At 33.0% G+C, this 21016-nt stretch carries 20 protein-coding genes; 18 read left to right on the forward strand and 2 right to left on the reverse strand.

Annotated features, from left to right (window positions below):
* Nucleotides 1-68 precede the first annotated feature (68 nt).
* From AAC053_RS00090 to pth, 4 genes are all read left to right on the forward strand, one after another.
* Nucleotides 69-1010 (forward strand): ribose-phosphate pyrophosphokinase, encoded by a 942-nt coding sequence (locus AAC053_RS00090; protein ID WP_339751279.1) that lies wholly within the window; start codon nt 69-71, stop codon nt 1008-1010.
* A 69-nt stretch (nt 1011-1079) separates the two neighbouring features.
* Nucleotides 1080-2279: an acyltransferase family protein gene (locus AAC053_RS00095; protein WP_339751282.1), complete on the forward strand. Its 1200-nt coding sequence runs from the start codon at nt 1080-1082 to the stop codon at nt 2277-2279.
* Between the two features lie 158 nt (nt 2280-2437).
* Nucleotides 2438-3085 carry a 50S ribosomal protein L25/general stress protein Ctc gene (locus AAC053_RS00100; RefSeq protein WP_339751284.1) on the forward strand — a complete coding sequence of 216 codons (648 nt, stop codon included), beginning with the start codon at nt 2438-2440 and terminating at the stop codon, nt 3083-3085.
* A gap of 77 nt (nt 3086-3162) precedes the next feature.
* The gene (gene pth / locus AAC053_RS00105; protein WP_339751286.1) at nt 3163-3795 is read left to right on the forward strand and encodes an aminoacyl-tRNA hydrolase; all 633 of its coding nucleotides are present in this window, start codon (nt 3163-3165) and stop codon (nt 3793-3795) included.
* 48 nt (nt 3796-3843) lie between these two features.
* Here the strand turns inward: pth and AAC053_RS00110 are convergent, their stop codons facing one another.
* Nucleotides 3844-7809, reverse strand: a complete 3966-nt coding sequence (locus AAC053_RS00110) for a proprotein convertase P-domain-containing protein (RefSeq protein WP_339751288.1) — start codon at nt 7807-7809, stop codon at nt 3844-3846.
* A gap of 36 nt (nt 7810-7845) precedes the next feature.
* Here AAC053_RS00110 and AAC053_RS00115 point away from each other — a divergent pair, with 36 nt between their 5' ends.
* The 14 genes from AAC053_RS00115 to AAC053_RS00180 all read left to right on the forward strand — a co-directional run bounded on the left by AAC053_RS00115 (nt 7846) and on the right by AAC053_RS00180 (nt 20407).
* A complete protein-coding gene (locus AAC053_RS00115; RefSeq protein ID WP_339751290.1) occupies nt 7846-8820 on the forward strand; it encodes a bifunctional riboflavin kinase/FAD synthetase in 975 nt (324 codons plus the stop codon).
* Complete coding sequence (locus AAC053_RS00120; protein ID WP_339751292.1) at nt 8813-10120, forward strand: HTTM domain-containing protein; 1308 nt, start codon at nt 8813-8815, stop codon at nt 10118-10120. The genes AAC053_RS00115 and AAC053_RS00120 overlap by 8 nt, the downstream gene beginning before the upstream one ends.
* Before the next feature lie 90 nt (nt 10121-10210).
* The gene (serS, locus tag AAC053_RS00125) at nt 10211-11482 is read left to right on the forward strand and encodes a serine--tRNA ligase (protein WP_339751295.1); all 1272 of its coding nucleotides are present in this window, start codon (nt 10211-10213) and stop codon (nt 11480-11482) included.
* 381 nt (nt 11483-11863) lie between these two features.
* The gene (locus AAC053_RS00130; protein ID WP_339751297.1) at nt 11864-13648 is read left to right on the forward strand and encodes a tetratricopeptide repeat protein; all 1785 of its coding nucleotides are present in this window, start codon (nt 11864-11866) and stop codon (nt 13646-13648) included.
* A gap of 41 nt (nt 13649-13689) precedes the next feature.
* A complete protein-coding gene (locus tag AAC053_RS00135; protein ID WP_339751300.1) occupies nt 13690-14010 on the forward strand; it encodes a DUF4286 family protein in 321 nt (106 codons plus the stop codon).
* Nucleotides 14011-14064: 54 nt separating this feature from the next.
* Nucleotides 14065-14853, forward strand: a complete 789-nt coding sequence (rsmA, locus tag AAC053_RS00140; protein ID WP_339751303.1) for a 16S rRNA (adenine(1518)-N(6)/adenine(1519)-N(6))-dimethyltransferase RsmA — start codon at nt 14065-14067, stop codon at nt 14851-14853.
* A gap of 87 nt (nt 14854-14940) precedes the next feature.
* Complete coding sequence (mgtE, locus tag AAC053_RS00145; protein WP_339751306.1) at nt 14941-16332, forward strand: magnesium transporter; 1392 nt, start codon at nt 14941-14943, stop codon at nt 16330-16332.
* Between the two features lie 71 nt (nt 16333-16403).
* Nucleotides 16404-16769: a cupin domain-containing protein gene (locus AAC053_RS00150; RefSeq protein WP_339751309.1), complete on the forward strand. Its 366-nt coding sequence runs from the start codon at nt 16404-16406 to the stop codon at nt 16767-16769.
* Nucleotides 16766-17722, forward strand: a complete 957-nt coding sequence (locus AAC053_RS00155) for a 2-hydroxyacid dehydrogenase (protein WP_339751312.1) — start codon at nt 16766-16768, stop codon at nt 17720-17722. The genes AAC053_RS00150 and AAC053_RS00155 overlap by 4 nt, the downstream gene beginning before the upstream one ends.
* 75 nt (nt 17723-17797) lie before the next feature.
* Nucleotides 17798-18208: a LuxR C-terminal-related transcriptional regulator gene (locus tag AAC053_RS00160; RefSeq protein ID WP_339751315.1), complete on the forward strand. Its 411-nt coding sequence runs from the start codon at nt 17798-17800 to the stop codon at nt 18206-18208.
* A 107-nt stretch (nt 18209-18315) separates the two neighbouring features.
* Complete coding sequence (locus tag AAC053_RS00165) at nt 18316-18825, forward strand: DUF4199 domain-containing protein (RefSeq protein WP_339751318.1); 510 nt, start codon at nt 18316-18318, stop codon at nt 18823-18825.
* A 7-nt stretch (nt 18826-18832) separates the two neighbouring features.
* Nucleotides 18833-19288, forward strand: a complete 456-nt coding sequence (locus tag AAC053_RS00170) for a DUF1801 domain-containing protein (RefSeq protein ID WP_339751321.1) — start codon at nt 18833-18835, stop codon at nt 19286-19288.
* A 54-nt stretch (nt 19289-19342) separates the two neighbouring features.
* On the forward strand, nt 19343-19729 hold the full coding sequence (locus AAC053_RS00175) for a VOC family protein (RefSeq protein ID WP_339751324.1): 387 nt from the start codon (nt 19343-19345) through the stop codon (nt 19727-19729).
* Between the two features lie 177 nt (nt 19730-19906).
* Nucleotides 19907-20407 (forward strand): NINE protein, encoded by a 501-nt coding sequence (locus AAC053_RS00180; RefSeq protein ID WP_339751327.1) that lies wholly within the window; start codon nt 19907-19909, stop codon nt 20405-20407.
* Nucleotides 20408-20484: 77 nt separating this feature from the next.
* Here AAC053_RS00180 and AAC053_RS00185 read toward each other — a convergent pair whose 3' ends face one another.
* Entirely contained in the window at nt 20485-20937 is a 453-nt protein-coding gene (locus AAC053_RS00185) for a hypothetical protein (RefSeq protein WP_339751330.1), read from the reverse strand.
* Between the last annotated feature and the right edge of the window lie 79 nt (nt 20938-21016).

Here is a 21016-nt window from a genome sequence, read left to right on the forward strand (position 1 = left end):
TAAAATAATTTTCTAAATTTGAACTTTGCTATAAATCAATCAACAACCCACTAAATCCCTGATAACAAATGTCATACGAAACTACCGAAGCCAAAATTTTTACGTGTACTCAAAGTCGATACCTAGCAGAACAAATCGCTAAGGCTTACGGAGTTAAATTAGGTAATGTTATTACATCGACCTATAGTGACGGTGAATTTCAGCCATCTTACGAAGAATCCATTCGTGGAACACGTATTTTTATTATTGGTTCTACAAATCCTGGCCCTGAGAATTTAATGGAAATGTTGCTAATGATTGATGCTGCAAAGCGTGCATCTGCAAGACACATTACAGCTGTTATGCCGTATTTTGGTTGGGCAAGACAAGATAGAAAAGACAAGCCAAGGGTGCCTATCGCAGCAAAATTAGTTGCAAAAATGTTAGAGGTAGCAGGTGCTACTCGTATTATTACTATGGATTTGCATGCAGACCAGATACAAGGATTCTTTGAGAAACCCGTGGATCACTTATTTGCTTCAACTGTATTTTTGCCTTATTTAAAAAATTTAAACCTAGATAATTTAACCATTGCTTCTCCGGATATGGGAGGTTCTAAACGTGCTTACGCCTATTCAAAAGCTTTAAAAAGTGATGTCGTAATTTGCTACAAACAACGTGCTAAAGCAAATATCATTTCTCATATGGAACTCATTGGAGACGTTACAGGAAAAAATGTGGTTTTAGTAGATGATATGGTTGATACTGCAGGAACTTTAACTAAGGCAGCAGATTTAATGATGGAGCGCGGAGCAAAAAGTGTAAGAGCTATTTGTACACATCCTATTTTATCTGGTAGTGCTTATGAAAAACTTGAAGCTTCTAAACTCGAAGAATTAATAGTCACTGACTCTATTCCTCTAAAAAAAGAGAGCCAAAAATTAAGAGTTCTAAGTTGTGCAGATTTATTTGCAGAAGTTATGTATAACGTACATCACAATAAGTCTATTAGTAATAAGTTTGTAATGTAAAAAAAGATGATAATTAGCTTAAAAAATTACGAACTCAATTTTAGCTAACCCAAAGATAAGACTTAACAATTGAACCGGAAATCGCACAAAACAGAACGAATTCATGCTTTGGATTCTCTACGTGCGATTATGATGATATTAGGATTGGTTTTACATTCCGCTTTAACCTATAATGTAACAGATCACGGAGATGCTTGGTCATTGAAAGACCCAAACACAACACATATTTTTAGCGATTCAATTGTATTTTTGATTCACGCTTTTAGAATGCCAATTTTTTTCTTAGTTGCAGGCTTTTTTGGTGCTATGCTATTTTACGAAAGGCAACCCAAACGAATGATAAAAAATCGGATTTCAAGAATAGTTTTCCCATTTCTTATTTTTCTATTTATTCTTTGGCCAATTACTGTATTGGTATTTGGCTATACTGATGCGGTTTTCTCAAATCAAGAAAACCCGTTAAAAATTGCATTAGAACCATTATTAAATATTTTAACTTTTTTGCCCAAAACAACATCCCATTTATGGTTCTTATATTATTTAGCCTTAATAACTGCGTTCACAGTATTATTAGCATTATCACTTAAAAAAATAAGGTATGTAACCCAAAAATTAACCAAGGTTTTCGATTGGGTGATTAAAAGGCCTTTAATCAGAATTTTAGTTTTTTCGGGCTCTATATTCTTAATATTAACCTTTTTAGAAACTTCTATGGTAGAGGCTTCAGTTTCCTTGATTCCAGATTTAAACACCTTTATATTTTATCTTTTTTTCTACCTCACAGGGTGGCTTTTATTCAAATCAAAATATCATTTAGACACATTTGTACACTACGGTTTGGTTTGTACTATTTTGGCAATCGTTTTGGCTATAATACAAGGTTTAACTATTCAAAGTTTAGGTTTAGCACCAAATACAAACTCTAGTATAATAATTCTGTACAGTTCGGTAGTGGTTAGCCTTTTTCTGTTTGGAATTACAGGACTTTTTATCCGTTATGGCAATAAACACTCGGTAAGAATGCGTTACATATCCGATTCATCATATTGGGTATATTTAATCCATTTGCCAATTACCGCTCTTATTCCTGCATTTATCTGGAAAATACCGATACCAGCTGTTATTAAATTTCTGATTGTTTTATCGTTAACGGCATTTATCTGTTTTCTCAGTTATCATTATTTAGTAAGGGCTACTTTTATTGGTAAATTTTTGAACGGAAGAAAATACCCAAAAAACAGCCCTTTGAAATCCATAAATTTGAGCTGATCACAATTGCACAAATAAAACCATGATGTGCTAAAAAGTCCGTTGTAAACAATGAATAAAAAAATAGCTATTAAACACTAGTATTTTCATATATTATTTCTAAATTTGCAGCCCTCAAAATGAGGGAATTAAATATTTATTAAATAAACATTTCAAAAATGAAATCAATTACAATTAACGGATCTCAGAGAGAAAGCGTAGGCAAAAAGGCAACAAAAGCCATACGTAATGCTGGTCAGGTTCCTTGCGTTATATACGGAGGAGACAAGCCATTGCATTTTTCAGCACCAGAATTGGCATTCTCAAAACTTGTATATACAGCTAGCGCGCATACAGTTGTGATTACCCTAGATAATGGTGAAGAATACAATGCTATTATGCAAGATATTCAATTTCACGCAGTAACAGATAGAATTCTACATGTTGATTTTTATCAGATTTTCGATAACAAGGCTATTACCATGGAAATTCCTGTACACACTACAGGAGCGTCTTTAGGAGTTTTAAATGGTGGTACATTAAGAAAACCATTCCGTAAGCTCAGAGTAAAAGCTATTCCTTCTAAACTTCCTGATTTTATTGAAATAGATATTACTCCTTTGAAAATTGGAAGTAAGCTTTACATCACTGAATTAGAGAATGAAGATTACAAATTCTTACACCCAGATAACACTGTTGTATGTCAAGTAAGACGTAGTAGATTAGCAATTGTAGATGAAGAAGAAGGTGAAGAAGGTGAGGAAACTGCAGAAGGAGCAACTGCCGAAGGCGGAGATGCACCAGCAGCTGAAGCAGCGCAAGAATAGATAAAAACTATTTCATATATTAAAAAAGCATTCTTTTACAGAATGCTTTTTTTATTTTTACACAAAGTGTATATTAAATGTGTAAGTTTTTAAAAAGATGGCTTCGCTTTGGTTATAAGGAAGAAAAAGAGGAAATAGATATCATGAAAAAGTTCTTAATTGTTGGCTTAGGAAACATTGGTGAAAAATATGCTGATACCAGACATAATATTGGTTTTAAAATTTTAGATCATTTAGTTAAAACTGAAGAGATTCCGTTTGAAACTTTAAAACTTGGTGACTTAACTACTTTAAAAATAAAAGGGCGCACACTCATTCTCTTAAAGCCTAGTACCTTTATGAACCTGAGTGGCAAGGCTATAAAATACTGGTTAGAAAAAGAAAAAATACCATTAGAAAACCTCTTGGTCATCACTGACGACCTTAATTTACCATTTGGATCTCTCAGATTAAAAACAAAAGGTAGTGATGGTGGTCATAACGGTTTAAAAGATATTCAAGACAAGTTACAAACCACTAAATATAACCGCTTTAGATTTGGAATAAGCGATATTTTTAGTAAAGGAAGACAAGTAGATTTTGTACTTGGAGAATGGAGTGACGACGAAAATTTAAAATTAGACGAGCGTTTAAAAATGGCTTCAGATCTTATAAAATCTTTTGCTTTAGCTGGTGTAAATAATACCATGAATCAGTTTAATGGAAAATAAAAAAGACCGCTTTTCGCAGTCTTTTCTATCTGTAATATAATAAGGTTACTAATTTACAATAACCTTTTGGTTTAATACATTTGTTCCATCTTTAATCGTTACAAGATAAATCCCCGATTGTATATGTCCTAAATTAATAGGCTCATTAAAACTCGGTTCTGATCTAAATCGTTTATCAAAAATCTGTCTTCCATTAATATCAAAAACCATAATGTCAATATTTCTAGAGATAGGATTATCAATTTCAACATTAAAACTTCCTTGATTTGGATTAGGATAAATTCTAAACGCATTGAAACCATCATATTCTGCAACAGAAAGTGGTAGAAGCCCACAGACTTCTAGTGACCAGCTATCAATTGTTCCTGTATCTTGTCCAAATCCATCTGCAACATTTAAGGTCCAAATACCTCCAGAACTTTCATCATTAAATATGGCCAATGCCTCTTCTGGAAAGAAGGCACCCGTAAATGGTGCTGCTCCACCTTGAATAGATATGTCTGCATCATCATCAAATACCGTAGCAATAAAATTATTTTCATTACCTCCATTTTGAGTTGATAAAACAGCAGACGTTCCTGAAGGGCTTGTGAGAATTAAAGTTAAATCACCATCATATGTATGCGTAATATTAACCGTTACATTAACATCTGTTATTGTAAATGCATCAGTAAAATCAATACTAGAATCAATACCATTGTCAAAGTTGTCTGGAATAGCTATAGGTGTATCTGAAGAATCAAATAGTCCGCATTCGGTATCGCACAAATCACCAATACCATTACCATTAACATCAGATTGATCTGAATTAGGAATTGTAGGACAATTGTCATCAACATTTAAAACACCATCACCATCAATATCATCGTCACAAACATCACCAATATTATCGTTATCTATATCTTCTTGATCTGCATTTGCTATATCAGGGCAATTATCAGAATCATCTGGTGAACCATCATTATCACTATCTGTTTGTGGTACTCCGCATACCTCTAATGACCAGTTATCTAGAGTTCCTGAAAGGAATAAATCCGTATCTATGACATTTAAAGTCCAATCACCACCAGAAAAACTTCCATTGAGCTGAGATAAATCTCCCTCTGGTTGAAAAGTGCCAGTAAAAGGTGCTGCACCAGAACCTATCGGCTCAATTGCATCACTATCAAAAACTGTATTTGTATAATTATCTCCATTACCACCATTTGAAGCAGAAAGCAAAATTTCCGTACCATTTGGTGCTATTAATTTTATGGTTAAATCTGCTACCCAAGTATGGGTTAAATTAACAGTGACGTTAACATCGGTAATAGTAGATGTTGTAGGAATATTTATTACTGAATTAACTCCAAATGGATTGTTATCAGGTACATTTAATGGAGTATCTGAAGCATCATAATTTGAACACAAAATATTAGCAGTGGTAAAACTTGCTTGTGAATATGCTCCGGTACCGCAGTCATTAATTCCTCTAACACGCCAGAAGTATTGTGTTACAACATTTAAAGTGGTTACTGTAAAATTTGGATTGTTTACCACCGTTCCGGCTACAATATTGGTAAAAGTAGCATCTGTCGCAACATCGATTTCATAAGCTGTAGCATTTAGATCCGCATCCCAAGAAAATATTGCCGCATCTGCCTCAACACCAATTGCTCCATCACTCGGAGTTAATAAATTTAAAGTTGCCAAGTTTGTGTTATAAACATTAAACTCTACATCGGCTGTTTTTGTTATTGAACCAGATGTACCAACCAATGTAAATGGATAATTACCAACGGCTAAAGCACCTGTACCAGATATAGTTAGAGTTACATTTGTTGCATTAGCACTTGCCGTTGTTGGAGCAAAGACAGCTGTAGCATCAGCAGGTAAACCTGTTGCACTAAATGTTGTAACATCACTAAACCCTAAGAATGTATTATATGTAAAGTTATATACTGCATCACCAGGTGAACAAACATCAACTAAATTATTAGGCAAACTCAAAACAAATTCCGATTCCTGCAATGAAAAATTGGTCGAGTTAATCGCATAAAAAATATTATTATTCCCTTCGACTTTAACTCTCACTGTAGATGAATCACTGCCAGTTATTGGCACTGTAACACTATGCGAACCATCATTTGGTACATCTGAAGCCATAACATAAGGATATGTAAATCCTCCGTCAATTGATAAAAGAATATTCACTGTTGGCGTATTCACTGCTCCTCCGTTTGTTCCAGCAACATCCCAATTTACAGTTTGAGTAGAACCAGCATCCCAAGTTTCATTTGTGGATTGAGATGTTACAGCAAATGGACCTGCAGAACCTTCTACAGTTACGGTCATTGTATCAAAATTGCTCTGAGGCGTTTGTCCAACACCATTAGCTTCACTTCTATCTCTAATTGTTAAAGCAAAATTTAAAGCTCTACCTACATTTGAAACTGTTTCCCATGAAGAATTATCAGCTGTTTCAAAAGGGTTAGTTTCTGTTAATTGCCCAGAAATAACACGCTCTATAATTGGCATATAACGATCTGTATTTGTGCTTGGTGGTCTAGATCTCCAAATTGCTCCTGAAGTTTTATCAGGCCCAAAATTACTTGAAATTGTAGTTCCGTCGTCTATTTGCTCCCAAGTGTAAGTTAATACATCTCCTCCATCTACATCTGTAGCAGAACCTTGTAATACAAAAGCTGTGCCTGTAGGAATCGTATAATTAGATCCTGCATCTGCAACTGGCACATTATTGGTTATAGCTGTACCAATCCAGCAGGTTCTATTTTCTAAATTTCCTAATATTTGAACAATACTATAATAATGAAAATAAGGATCGGAATGGTCTTGTACATCATTAGCACCAGTAATACCAGCATAACCCATTATTGTTGTTCCACTACCTGGTTCTGCATTTACACCTGCTCCTTCATTTACATGAGAGAATGTGTGATTACCACCCAATTGGTGACCTATTTCATGAGGCACATAATCAATATCAAAAAAGTCCGACATAAATGGTCCACCATCGTTATCTGTAAATTGGTGTCCAGAAAATCCACTTCCTTTATTACCATCAACACATACACAACCTATACAACCTGCATTTCCATTATTACCACCAAAAACAAATAAATGCCCAATATCATAATTAGCTTCACCAATAGTGGTGGTTAATGTGTTTTGTAACTCACCATTAAAACTACCATTATAAGGATCTGTAGCTCCATTAGGGAAAATAATTTCAGTTCCGGTAACTAAAGTAAAAGTTACCGCCATATCAACTTCAAATACTTCATTACTTCTATTTAGAGTTGATACTACTTGTGCCAACGCATCTTCTTGTGCATTTCCGTTACCTGCATTACCGTCGTCCCAAAAATCAGTATATTCTCCGGTTGTAGAAATTGCAATTCTAAAAGTTCTCAAAGTTTGGTCGTTGGCATTTCTATTAGCAATACCACTAGTATCAATAGGTAAGAATTCATCTTCTGTTAAACATTCAAAATTCTTTAAGTCTTCTGTTCTAGCCTCTCTATTATAAACAATGTAAGAGGTGTTGTCAGTTTTACTTAATGGCACTGTAAAATTCATTGGCGCATCTGGGTAAGTAATCATCGTTTGCAATCCTTGAGGTGTGACACTGAAACGTGCTCTAGTCCCTGGGTTTTCTATACTAAAACCTAAATAGGTTTTAATATTAGGATACAGATTCGATAATTCTTCTGATAAAATTGGAGCTTCAACAATGCTAAATCGTTCTAATTCTCCTTTTATATTAGGAAGATAAACTCTAGAATTAGAGATTGTAGTAGTGGTAGAACGCAAAGGCGTATTTACTAATTCAGCTTTAAATGCATCTATATCTAACTGATATGTTTGATAAAATTTTTGTTTTAAAGTAGTCGTGTTGCCATTTATATTTAGGTCTGTTCTATTCGTTTTCTGCCAATAGCTCTGTTGTGCTAAAGCGGAAAATACCGATAAAAACATGAATAATGACAAAACAAAATGTAGCTTTGTTTTCATAAGTTTTTGTGTAGAAAATTAAAATTCTCCGAATTTATGATTTTTTTAACAAACATGATTTATAATACTAATAAAATATTAAAAATTAACAAAACACACGGTTTGATTGCGAATTCAGCAAAAGTTACAACTATAGGAACCTTCGATGGTGTCCATATTGGTCACCAAAAAATACTAATGCAAGTCGTAAAACATGCAAAAAGACAAGACTATGTTCCTGTTGTTTTAACTTTGTTTCCGCATCCAAGAATGGTTCTTCAAAAAAATAATTCTATTAAATTACTAAATACTATAAATGAGCGTATTGAAATCTTAAAATCATTAGGTATTAAAGAGGTCATAGTAAAAGAATTTACAAAAGAATTTGCCAACCTTTCAGCAAAAGATTATGTAAAAAACATCTTAGTAAACGAATTGAACACTAAACAAGTTGTAATTGGCTACGATCATCATTTCGGAAAAAATAGAAGTGCAAATATAAAAGACTTAAAAGCTTTTGCTCAACACTATGATTTTAAGGTAGAAGAAATCTCAGCACAAGATATTAAAGACGTTACAGTAAGTTCTACAAAAATTAGAAATGCTTTAGACAAAGGTGAGGTTGCCTTAGCGAATTCATTTTTAGGCTACAATTATTTTATTACTGGAACTGTAATTAAAGGAAAAGGCTTGGGAAGAACTATAGAATTCCCAACGGCAAACATACATATTAAAGAATCCTATAAGTTAATCCCAAATGACGGAGTCTATGTGGTAAAATCTCGATTTAGAAATGAGATTATTTATGGCATGATGAACATAGGATCCAATCCTACAGTTGATGGAAAAACACGATCTATAGAAGTTCATTTTTTTAATTTTAATAACGATATCTATGATGTTGAATTAAAAATCGAATTCCTAAAACGTCTGCGAAGTGAACAAAAATTCGAAAATCTTGAAGCTTTGAAGGTTCAACTTAAAAAAGATAAGGTAAATGCTTTAGATTATACTAACGCAATAAATGAATAGGTTTCTATTTAAACATATTGATAATTCTGGGCTTATTGTTTTTAGAATCATCTTTGGCTTATTGTGTTTTTTAGAATCCGTTGGTGCTCTATTTACAGGTTGGGTAAGACGCACATTAATCGAACCCGAATTCACCTTTTCCTTTATTGGCTTTGAATGGTTACAACCATTGTCTGGAGATTGGATGTATGTCTATTACATCGTCATGGGAATTTTTGGATTGTTAATAATGGTTGGATACAAATACCGATTTAGCATGTTAATGTTTGCTATAATGTGGACAGCCACTTACCTAATGCAAAAAGCATCCTACAATAACCATTATTATTTGCTTATGTTATTGAGTTTTTTAATGGTGCTTCTACCTGCAAATCGTTATGCGTCCTTAGATGTAAAATTTAATCCATCACTAAAACGCTTATCTATGCCGAGTTGGTGCAAGTGGATTTTTGTAATTCAGTTATTTATCCTTTACACTTATGCTTCTATTGCAAAATTATATCCAGATTGGCTAGACACATCAGTTGTGGCTATACTTATGAAAGGTAAAGCAAGTTACCCATTAGTTGGCGAACTTATGCAGCAAAAACCAGTACACTATTTTATTTCTTATGGTGGTATTTTGTTTGATGGCCTTATAATCCCATTACTACTTTTTAAACCAACACGGAAGTATGCTTTTTTTGCTTCGATATTCTTTCATCTTTTTAATTCTATTGTTTTTCAAATTGGCATATTCCCTTATCTGTCTTTAGCTTTTAGTTTGTTTTTTTTTGAATCTAATTCAATTAGAAATTTATTCCTTAAGAAAAAAGAATTTTACAATGCTAACGAAATTATTACACCAAAATATAGTACTGTTATAATAAGTCTATTTTCTGTTTATTTTTTAATTCACATAGCACTTCCATTACGTCATCATTTTTTTAAAGATGATGTATTATGGACAGAAGAAGGTCACAGGCTATCATGGAGAATGATGCTACGGGCTAAAAGTGGAAACGTCTCTTATTCTGTTATTGATGAAGAAACCAATAGTGCTATTCCTATAAGGTTAAACGATTACCTTACTGAGAAACAGCAACGAGGCGCGAGTACAAAGCCAGATATAATTTGGCAATTCGCTCAGTATTTAAAACAAAGTTTCGCAAAAAAAGGTAAAACAGTTCGGGTATATGTAAGAGCCTACGTAAGTGTTAATGGAAGGCCATCGAAACAACTCATAGATCCGAAAGTTGACATCGCAAATGAGGAATGGTATCATTATAAACACCACGATTGGATATTACCTTCAAAATAGACTTCTTTTTATTTTTATCTGGTTAAAATCTTTTTACTTTTGTTACTTGTTTTTCTTACGCTATTGCGCGTAAAATCTAAAATTTAAGATATGTTACAAGTTGCTTCTATTAGAGAAAATAAAGAAGATTTCATTGCACGTTTAGCAAAGCGAAATATCGATGCTACCGAAATGATAAATGAAGCCATTGCATTAGATGAAGATCGTAAAGCTCTTCAGACGAGCTTAGATAATTCAAAAGCAGAATCTAATACCTTGTCTAAAGAAATTGGCAACTTATTTAAATCTGGTGAAGCACAAAAGGCGAATCTATTAAAAGAAAAAACGACACAACTTAAAGAAAAGACAAAGACTTTTGAGCAAGAACTCAATGACAAGATTGATGCGCTTACAGAATTACTATATAGAATTCCTAATGTGCCTCATGAATCTGTTCCAAGTGGTTCATCAGAAAAGGATAATGAAGAAATTCATAATGAAGGTGAAGTTCCAAAGTTATTTGATGGTGCCGTTCCACATTGGGAACTTGCGAAAAAATACGATATTATTGATTTCGAATTAGGTAATAAAATCTCTGGAGCAGGTTTCCCTGTTTATAAAGGTAAAGGAGCCAGACTACAACGTGCATTAATTGCTTATTTTTTAGACAAAAATACAGCAGCTGGTTATACAGAATACCAATTACCCCTTTTAGTAAATGAAGCATCTTGCTATGGTACTGGGCAATTACCAGACAAAGAAGGACAAATGTATCACGATTCTCGTGACGATCTATATTTAATACCAACCGCAGAAGTACCTGGCACAAATGTGTTTAGAGATGTATTATTAAACGAATCCGATTTGCCTATTGGTATTACGGGTTACACACCATGTTTTAGGCGTGAAGCAGGAAGTTATGGTGCACATGTTCGTGGATTAAATAGATTGCACCAATTTGACAAAGTAGAAATTATTCGTGTTGAGCGGCCTGATAATTCATATAAAGCTTTTGATGGTATGATAGAGCATGTTAAAGACATTTTACGCGAACTTAAATTACCGTTTAGAATATTAAGATTATGTGGTGGAGACACTGGTTTTCCTGCTGCAATGACTTACGATTTTGAAGTCTTCTCAACAGCACAAGATCGTTGGCTAGAAATTTCTTCGGTTTCTAACTTTGAAACCTATCAGGCAAATCGTTTAAAACTACGTTTTAAAAACAGTGCAGGTAAAAATGAATTATGCCATACTTTAAATGGTAGCTCATTGGCTTTACCAAGAGTTTTAGCAGGTATATTAGAAAATTATCAAACCGAACAAGGCATCAAAATTCCTAAAGTTTTAGTGCCTTATACTGGTTTTGATGTGATTTCATAAACACTATTATTACTGTACACACTGTTTGAATTGTTAAAAAAAAGGGGTTTTTATCGATTTTTTATGTATTTCTTCGTTTTTTTTAATTATTTTTATCAAGTTAGTAGTCCCAATCTAGAACTGACCTATTTATGAAAAATTTAAAACGAATAGTTTTACTCGTTTCATTAATTGTTATGGTAACTAAAGTTTTGTTTTAACTATAATTAGTAATAGTAAAACACCAAGACAAAGTAATTGAATCATATTTATAACGAATAATGGTTAATAGCACATTTATTTTGCTGGTAAAAATGCCTAAACGTAAAGTTTAGGCTTTTTTTTATAAAAACATTTACAATATCTAGATATAGCATTTGTTATATTTACAAAAACGCTTTTATGCAGAGGATCTTTTTAATTATACTTGTACTATTCGGGCTCAATTATGGCTTTACTCAAAATAGCGAAGTTCTTGCAGATAGCTATTATAAAAAAGGAGCGTTTAAAAAAGCACTTATTATCTACCAAAATTTAAATAAAGAAAAACCATATAGCTACAAATACATCTATAGACTTGTAGAAACACATCAACAGTTAGAACAGTATGAGATAGCCGAAAATATTTTGGTTAAGCGCTTAGAAAAAAGACGAAACCCTACCTTACTTATTGAATTAGGTTATAACTTTCAACTTAAAGATAGTATAGACAAAGCCGTAAAATACTACAATGAAGCAATTGCTTATGTTGATGAAAAACCAAACTATATCTATAGTATAGCCAAAAAATTTGAAGACCATTCACTGTCAGAACAAGCCATTCGTGTGTATGATAAAGGCAAACTACTCACACCAGATAAAAACTATAGCATTCAATTAGCTCGCATTTATGGCGACCAAGGTAATATTGAAAAAATGTTTGCTAACTATATTGAGTATATCGCTTATAAGCCAAATTACTTAAACAATATAAAGCGAGCCGTTAGTGATTTCATCTCTGAAAATAGGTCTAACGAAAACAATACCTATTTAAGACGTGCCTTGCTGAAAAAAATTCAGCAAGAACCAAATCCGTATTGGTACGAAATGCTCAGTTGGTTATATGTGCAAGAAAAAGCATACAATAAATCCTTCATTCAAGAAAAAGCCCTTTATAAACGAAATCCCGAAAGTTTAGATCGTATCAAAGAATTAGCTGTTACGGCACTTAATGATAATGATGGTAACACTTCAAAATATATTTTTAATTATATATTAGAAACCACACAAGATGTTAGCACAGCCTTAACAGCACAACAATATATTTTAGAAATTGACACTAAAAGCGCAAATGAAAAAGAGTTAAAACGCATAGACGACACTTATAATAATTTGTTTGTTGAATATGGTAAATCTAAATTAACCCTACCGTTACAATTAGCTTATGGAGAATTTTTAGCCTTCAACCAAAAAGACACTAAAAGTGCTACAACCTTCTTGAGAAAAAGTTTAAAACTGAATATTTCTGAATTTCAGGAAGCAGAAGTGAAATTGTTATTGGCAGATATTTTAGTGCTTCAAGAAAAATTCAATGAAGCCTTAATCTTTTATTCTCAAATTCAAGCTAATCTAAAAAACAGTACTATTTCTCAAGAAGCTCGCTTCAAGGTTGCAAAAACAAGTTATTATAAAGGTGATTTTGATTGGGCAGAATCGCAACTTAAAATTCTTAAGTCTTCCACTTCGCAGCTTATAGCAAACGATGCCTTAGATTTAAAACTACTGATTTCTGATAATAAATATGAAGACAGTACACAAACAGCATTAAAGTATTATGCCAAAGCAGATTTGTATGCATTTCAGAATAAAACAGATGATGCCATTTCACTTCTAAATAAAATACTAGAAGAACATAAAGGCGAAAGTATCACTGACCAAGCATTATATCAGCAAGCAAAACTTTTCGAACAGAAAAAACAGTACAACAAAGCGGAAGCCAACTATTTGCTAATCATCAAAGATTATAGAGAAGACATTTTAGCTGATGATGCTCATTATTATTTAGCTGAACTTTATAACACGTATTTGGTAAAACCCGAAAAAGCTAAACATCTCTACGAAAAAATTATCTTTGAGTTTGAAGATAGCATCTATTTTATTGAAGCTCGGAAGAAGTTTAGAATGCTTCGTGGAGATGCTATTAATTAGACACTTATTCTTACTTTTGCAAATTACTAATTGCATACAAAATGATCATATACAACGTCACAGTTAACGTCGATAAAACTATAACTAAAGAATGGTTAGTTTGGATTAAAGAACACATTCCAGAAGTATTATCTACAGGTAAATTTAAAGAAGCTAAACTGACCAAAGTGTTGGTTAATGATGATGAAGCAGATACATTTTCCATTCAATACAGAGCGCATTCTAGAGAAGCTTTAGATGCTTATTATGCAGAAGATGCTGAACGATTAAGAAGTGAAGGCATAAAACGTTTCGCAGACAAATCTCTTGCCTTTAGAACAGAACTAGAAATTATTGATGAGTATTCTGTAAATTTCAATTAAGTTTGTCATTCAGAGCGTAAGCGAAGAATCTCTATAAATTAATACTTCCTATCAGTGGCAAAACAACACCAAGTAAGAGCAAAAAAGCATTTAGGTCAGCACTTTTTAGAAGATGAAACCATTGCGCAAGATATAGCAGATAGTTTGTCTTTAGAAGGCTATAAAGACATCTTAGAAATTGGCCCAGGAATGGGAGTTCTGACCAAATATTTACTCAAAAAAGACATTACAACACATGTTATAGAAATTGATACGGAATCTGTTGAATACTTAAAAAACAACTATCTCAATCTAGCCGATAGAATCATAGAAAAAGACTTTTTAAAATACGATATAAATCTTGTTTTTAAGGATAAGCCTTTTGCTATCATTGGTAATTTTCCATATAATATTTCATCACAAATTCTTTTCAAAACTTTGGAATTGAGACATCAAATTCCTGAATTTTCAGGCATGTTTCAAAAAGAAGTTGCAAAGCGTATTTGCTCTAAAGAAGGTTCTAAAGTCTATGGTATTTTATCAGTATTAACACAAGCATTTTATGATGCTGAATATCTTTTTACTGTACCACCAACAGTTTTCAATCCACCACCAAAAGTAGATTCTGGTGTGTTGTTACTAAAAAGAAAAGCCGACTTCAAACTGCCTTGCGACGAAAAACTATTCTTTAGAGTCGTAAAAACTGGCTTTCAACAACGCAGAAAAACACTGCGTAATAGTTTAAAAACTTTCAATCTGTCGGATAATTTAAAAGCAAATACTATATTTGGGCAACGACCAGAGCAATTAAGTGTTACGCAATTTATTGAGCTTACGTTGTTAATTGAAAACGACCAAAATTAATTCGTACGTCATTGCGAGTACGAAGGTCGTGGTAATCTCTTTAAACCTTAGTTGAGTATAGAGAAAGGTTGCCGCGCTTTTCTTGCAATGACAAAAATATACCAAGTGAAAGAAATTCAAGATAACATACAATTTCAACTTACAGATGAGCTCATTGAAAAGGTAGAAGCCCTTGTAGAAGATAAAAATGACAACGACCTCAAAAATCTTTTAAATGATTTTCATTACGCTGATATTGCTGAAATTTTAGATGAATTAAATCTTGAGGACGCTGTTTATGTGATTAAACTTCTAGATTCTGAATTGACTTCAGATATCCTAATGGAGTTAGATGAGGATAATCGAGAACGGATACTTAAAAACCTTTCTGCGAAGGAAATTGCCGAAGAAATTGAAGAATTAGAAACAGATGATGCGGCAGATATTATTTCAGAACTTTCAGAAGCACGCCAAGAAGCTGTAATTTCTCAAATAGAAGATAAAGAACACAAGGCAGAAATCCAAGAGCTCTTAGCTTACCATGAAGATACGGCTGGTGGTTTAATGGCAAAAGAGCTCGTTAAAGTTTATGAAACATGGACCGTTGCTGGTTGCTTACGTCGTATTAGAGGGCAAGCAACAGAAGTCACTAGAGTACATTCCATATATGTAGTTGATAAAGAAGAAAAATTAATTGGTCGTTTATCTCTAAAAGATTTAATTGTTGCTAAAAGCGAACAGAAAATCGCAGATATTGCTAAGGATAATGTGGATTGGGTTAATGTACATGATGATGCCGAAGATGTTGCAAAAGTTATGGCAAAGTACGATTTGGAAGCCATTCCTGTTGTTGATGATAACCAAACATTATTAGGCAGAATTACCATTGACGATATTGTAGATGTTTTAAAAGATGAAGCAGATAAAGATTACCAACTAGCTGCAGGTATTACCCAAGATGTAGAAGCCGATGATAGCATTATAGAATTGACCAGAGCACGTTTACCATGGCTATTTCTAGGATTAATTGGTGGCGTTGGCGCTTTTATAATAATGTATTATTTCGAAGAAAGCTTGCCAGAACAAGCTATAATTCTATTTTTATTCGCGCCATTAATTGCAGCAATGGCTGGTAATGTTGGCGTACAATCTAGTGCAATTATAGTACAAGGTTTAGCTAATGACGATGTTAAAGGAAGTATTAATAATCGTCTAATTAAAGAAATGCTATTGGCAACTTTAAATGGTGTTATACTATCATTATTCCTCTTTCTTTTTGTATTTGCATGGGAGCAAGATTTTAAATTAGCACTAGCCATTTCAGTATCACTTGTAGCAGTAATTATTATTGCTGGTCTAATAGGAACTTTTATTCCATTATTTCTAGATACAAGAGGAATTGATCCTGCTATTGCCACAGGTCCTTTTATCACAACGAGCAATGACATCTTTGGAATAGTTATCTATTTAATGATCTCTAAATTGATTCTAGGCATTTAATTTCTATACATTCTTTCTTGCTTTGTCATACTGAACTTGTTTGAGTATCTCATAATAGTTAACTTTACTTCATGAAGACAATAAACATCAAAGAAAAATTTTCTAAGTTTAGTAAAAACTGGCATCCGCATCAAATTGCTGTGGTTGATGATATGCAAGTCATTCTCGCTAAATTAAAAGGTGAATTTGTTTGGCATAGCCATGAAAATGAAGACGAATTATTTCAGGTTGTAAAAGGAACACTTTATATGCAATTTAGGGACAGAACTGAAGTGATTAATCCTGGAGAATTTATTGTTGTACCAAAAGGAGTAGCGCACAATCCTACCACCAAAAACGATGAAGAAGTACACGTGCTTTTGTTTGAAAAATTAAATACCGCACATACTGGTAATGTACAACACAAACGCACACAAACCAAATATCCAAAAATTTGAAAATTATCCACCTAGATAGTAATCACCAATTACTCATAAAGCAACTTAACGAGTTAGGCTATACAAGTCATGAAGATTACACCTCTTCAAAATCAGAAATAGAAACCAGAATTCATGAGTACGATGGTATGATTATTCGCAGTCGCTTTACAATTGATAAGCAATTCTTAAATGCGGCAAAAAATCTAAAATTTATAGGACGCGTTGGTGCTGGCTTAGAAAATATTGATTGTGATTATGCCAAACAAAAAGGTATATATCTCATTTCTGCACCCGAAGGTAATAGAAATGCTGTTGGAGAACATGCTTTAGGAATGCTACTGTCTTTATTTAATAAACTGAATAAAGCTGATAACGAAGTCCGACAAGGCAAATGGTTGAGAGAAGCTAATCGTGGGTTAGAGCTCGACGGTAAAACGGTAGGTCTTATTGGTTATGGCAATATGGGAAAAGCCTTTGCAAATAAACTACGAGGTTTTAATATTGATGTTATATGTTACGATATTAAACCCAAAGTTGGAGATAAAAATGCTAAGCAAGTTTCTTTAGAAGAACTTCAAGAAAAAACTGATGTTTTAAGTTTGCACACACCTCAAACAGCTTTAACCTTAAATATGGTGAATTTAGATTTCATCACTAATTTTAAAAACCCTTTTTGGCTGATTAATACAGCTCGTGGAAGAAGTGTAGTGACTCAAGATTTAGTGGAAGCATTAAAATCTGGTAAGATTCTCGGTGCAGGTCTCGATGTTTTGGAGTATGAAAAGGCTTCTTTTGAGAATTTATTTAAACCATCTGTCACATCGCGCGAAGTAGAGATGCCACCTGCCTTTCAGTATTTAATTAAAGCAGATAACGTTTTGCTATCTCCTCATGTTGCTGGTTGGACTATTGAAAGTAAGATTAAACTTGCCCAGACTATTGTAGATAAGATAAAAGCAAAATTTCGCTAATTTTAAGTTAGTAAATGTCACCTTAAGCACAGTCGAAAGGTTTTAAAAAGATTTCCGCTTTCACGGAAAATAAATATGAAGAAGACTATTCTCGTTTTTGGATTGCTAATTTTAGCGTTGTTGCTATTATTTCAATTTAGTAAATACACAATAATTAGTGGCGACTTGCGAATTGAATACATTTTAGCATTTGTTGCCCTTGCCTTTTTAGGTCTTGGACTATTGATAAATAAGAGAACTCAGAAACAAGCACCAGTCTCTAATCGCGAAATAGATTTAAAAAAAGTTGAAGAATTAGGTTTAAGCAAACGCGAGTATGAAGTCTTAAAAGAAGTCACTCTAGGATTATCTAATCAAGAGATAGCAGAAAAATTATTTGTCTCAGAAAGCACCATAAAAACACATGTATCAAACCTTTTCTTAAAACTTAATGCCAAACGACGAACACAAGCCATTCAAATTTCAAAAAGTCTAAATATCATTTGATTTTTTAATTTCACAACTAAAGTATTATCAATTTAGTACTTTAGTATGAGACTTGCAGATCACTTTCTTCCTACTTTTGGTCAACTAATAAATACATAATTTAAAAAATGAATAATACAGTAATTAAGTACGGACTCTATGCTCTAATAAGTGGGTTTGTATTCTTTGGATTGCCTTTCTTATTTGGAATGGGTGTAGATTTTGACTACGGCGAACTTATTGGATATACGTCCATGGTGCTCTCTTTATTATTTGTTTACTTCGGAATTAAGCATTACAGAGACAACGTAAATAACGGAAAAGTATCTTTGGCTAAAGCCATTGGAATTGGAATGCTAATCGCATTATTCTCTGCTATAGGAGTCGCTTTTTTTGATTATATATACACTGCTCAAATTAATCCAGACTTTGCAAGTGACTACTTAGAATATTCTATAAAAAAAATGGAAACAACTATGTCTCCTATGGAATTAAAAGTAAAAAGTGCTGAGCTCACACAACAAATGAAAGATTATGGAACACCTGGTTTTATGGCTTTTATGATGTTTTCATCTGTAATGATTCTAGGGTTTATTGTATCTTTAATATCAGGATTAATTTTACAAGGCAAAAACTAACTCAATTATGACATCAGCAGCTACAACAGCCGAGGAATACATTGCCCAACTCCCAGAAGAGCGTAAAGCACCAATCACTAAATTAAACAACCTTATTAAAAAGCACATGCCTAAAGGCTTAGAAGCTGGTATGGGCTATGGCATGTTAGCGTATTATGTCCCAAAATCTATTTATCCGGATGGTTATCACTGTAAACCATTTCCTCCTTTACCTTTTATAAATTTAGCTTCTCAAAAGAACTTTATTGCATTATACCATGCTGGTATGTATGCAAAAAAAGAATTGTACGACTGGTTTGTTTCAGAATATCCTAAGTATTCTAAATACAAATTAGATATGGGGAAAAGCTGTGTTCGTTTTAAGAAAATCGAGGATATTCCGTATGATTTAATTAAATTGCTTTTGGACAAAATGTCTGTGAAAGAATGGATTGATATTTATGAAAAAGCGCTAAAAAAATAATGTATAATATTCAGGATAACTCTTTAGGAGGTTCTGAAATAAATTCAGGATAAAATGAAAAAACGAGTAACAGGTATTGGAGGCTTATTCTTTAAAACCAAAGACCCAAAAGCCTCAAAAAAATGGTATAAAAAACATCTAGGTTTTAATACTGATGATTACGGATGCACCTTTTGGTGGAAAGACAAAGAGGGAAAAGATTGCTCCACGCAATGGAGTCCGTTTGCAGAAGACACCAAATATTATGAACCCTCTAAAAAAGACTTTATGTTTAATTATAGAGTTGAAAATTTGAAGGACTTATTAGTGACTTTAAAGGAAGAAGGTGTTACAATAGTAGGAGAAATGGAAGAATACGATTACGGTAAATTTGGTTGGATACTCGATAACGAGAGCAACAAAATAGAACTTTGGGAGCCTATTGACCAAGCTTTTAAGTAAGACTATAACTATTTAATCGGTTTTTCTACATATAAATTAAACACTTTACTATAATAGAAGACAACGGTTTAGACGAAGAAGCAAGGGCTTAGCTTCTTTCAAAAGTTATTTGGAAAGAAATAAAAACATTAAGAGCATTTTTATTAACTTTAACATTCTAATCAAAACTATAAAACTATGTCAGAAGACAATAAAGATTTAGGGGATGACCTTAACGATATGTTAGGTGATGCTAAAGAAGGAGCAAAAAAAGCTGCAGACAAAGTAAGCGATAAAGCAAGTAAATTAGCCGATGACGCTAAAGAACTTGCCGGAGATGCTAAAGAAAAAGCAGCCGAGTTTGCTGAGGACGCCAAGGAAACTGCTACAGAATTTGTAGATAATGCTAAAGAAGCTTTTAACAGTTCTTCGGGAGATAATAAAAAAGTTTTGGCTGGTATCTTAGGAATTCTTCTTGGGTGGTTAGGTGTACATAAATTTATTTTAGGCTATAATAAAGAAGGTGGCATTTTACTAGGAATTACAATTGTTGGCATCATTTTGTCATGTGTAGGTGTTGGTGTCTTAGTGGTTTGGGCAACAAGTTTAATTGGGTTAATAGAAGGTATCATCTACTTAACAAAATCGGATGAAGAATTCTATAACACGTATCAAGTAGGCAAAAAACCTTGGTTCTAAACATTTAGTTTAGATATAATAATGGAATAGCCCAGAATTAACGTTCTGGGTTTTTTATTTTTATTAACTTCTAGCTCTTATTGCAAAACTATTTCTTTTTCTGTTTTAGGTATTTTAACAATATGGAAAGGCTGGGTTATTATTGCTGCTACCGATTCAACCTCCTCAACTGTTAAGGCAATGTTATCTTCATTTTCAATGATATTAGTAATCTCTAAGTACCAACCTACAGGTTTTATTTCCAAAAAAACAGCTACAATAGAATAGGTTTCAAAATCAATATCCGTTTCTGTAAAACCCGCTGTAACATTATTGGTAATATTCATCTGAGTCATCAAATATTGCCAATCTGAATCATTGTTTATCAGCAAATTGTATTGTTCTATACCTTCATCCCCATTTCCTAATAATGAACCTCTTCCTACTCCTGAAAAATTTATTTCTGTTGGTTGAAATTCAGGGTCGTTATCATCGTCATTATTACAGCTCACAACAAAAATTAGGCTTAACATTAAAATTATTGTTCTCATGATTTATAAATTTAAAAGTATAATGCACTTTTATCTAATGTTAGATAAATTTTTTCTCCTTTATAATAATAGTAATAGC

Source organism: uncultured Winogradskyella sp. (assembly GCF_963975125.1).
Classification (GTDB): Bacteria; Bacteroidota; Bacteroidia; order Flavobacteriales; family Flavobacteriaceae; genus Winogradskyella.

Coding starts and splice junctions, on each gene's coding strand:
- serS (WP_339751295.1), top strand. CDS start 10,211: ATGTTACAAGTTGCTTCTATTAGAGAAAATAAAGAAGATTTCATTGCA.
- AAC053_RS00175 (WP_339751324.1), top strand. CDS start 19,343: ATGAAAAAACGAGTAACAGGTATTGGAGGCTTATTCTTTAAAACCAAA.
- AAC053_RS00170 (WP_339751321.1), top strand. CDS start 18,833: ATGACATCAGCAGCTACAACAGCCGAGGAATACATTGCCCAACTCCCA.
- AAC053_RS00165 (WP_339751318.1), top strand. CDS start 18,316: ATGAATAATACAGTAATTAAGTACGGACTCTATGCTCTAATAAGTGGG.
- AAC053_RS00185 (WP_339751330.1), bottom strand. CDS start 20,937: ATGAGAACAATAATTTTAATGTTAAGCCTAATTTTTGTTGTGAGCTGT.
- AAC053_RS00135 (WP_339751300.1), top strand. CDS start 13,690: ATGATCATATACAACGTCACAGTTAACGTCGATAAAACTATAACTAAA.
- AAC053_RS00090 (WP_339751279.1), top strand. CDS start 69: ATGTCATACGAAACTACCGAAGCCAAAATTTTTACGTGTACTCAAAGT.
- AAC053_RS00120 (WP_339751292.1), top strand. CDS start 8,813: ATGAATAGGTTTCTATTTAAACATATTGATAATTCTGGGCTTATTGTT.
- pth (WP_339751286.1), top strand. CDS start 3,163: ATGTGTAAGTTTTTAAAAAGATGGCTTCGCTTTGGTTATAAGGAAGAA.
- AAC053_RS00180 (WP_339751327.1), top strand. CDS start 19,907: ATGTCAGAAGACAATAAAGATTTAGGGGATGACCTTAACGATATGTTA.
- AAC053_RS00150 (WP_339751309.1), top strand. CDS start 16,404: ATGAAGACAATAAACATCAAAGAAAAATTTTCTAAGTTTAGTAAAAAC.
- AAC053_RS00115 (WP_339751290.1), top strand. CDS start 7,846: ATGATTTTTTTAACAAACATGATTTATAATACTAATAAAATATTAAAA.
- AAC053_RS00130 (WP_339751297.1), top strand. CDS start 11,864: ATGCAGAGGATCTTTTTAATTATACTTGTACTATTCGGGCTCAATTAT.
- AAC053_RS00100 (WP_339751284.1), top strand. CDS start 2,438: ATGAAATCAATTACAATTAACGGATCTCAGAGAGAAAGCGTAGGCAAA.
- AAC053_RS00160 (WP_339751315.1), top strand. CDS start 17,798: ATGAAGAAGACTATTCTCGTTTTTGGATTGCTAATTTTAGCGTTGTTG.
- AAC053_RS00110 (WP_339751288.1), bottom strand. CDS start 7,809: ATGAAAACAAAGCTACATTTTGTTTTGTCATTATTCATGTTTTTATCG.
- mgtE (WP_339751306.1), top strand. CDS start 14,941: ATGACAAAAATATACCAAGTGAAAGAAATTCAAGATAACATACAATTT.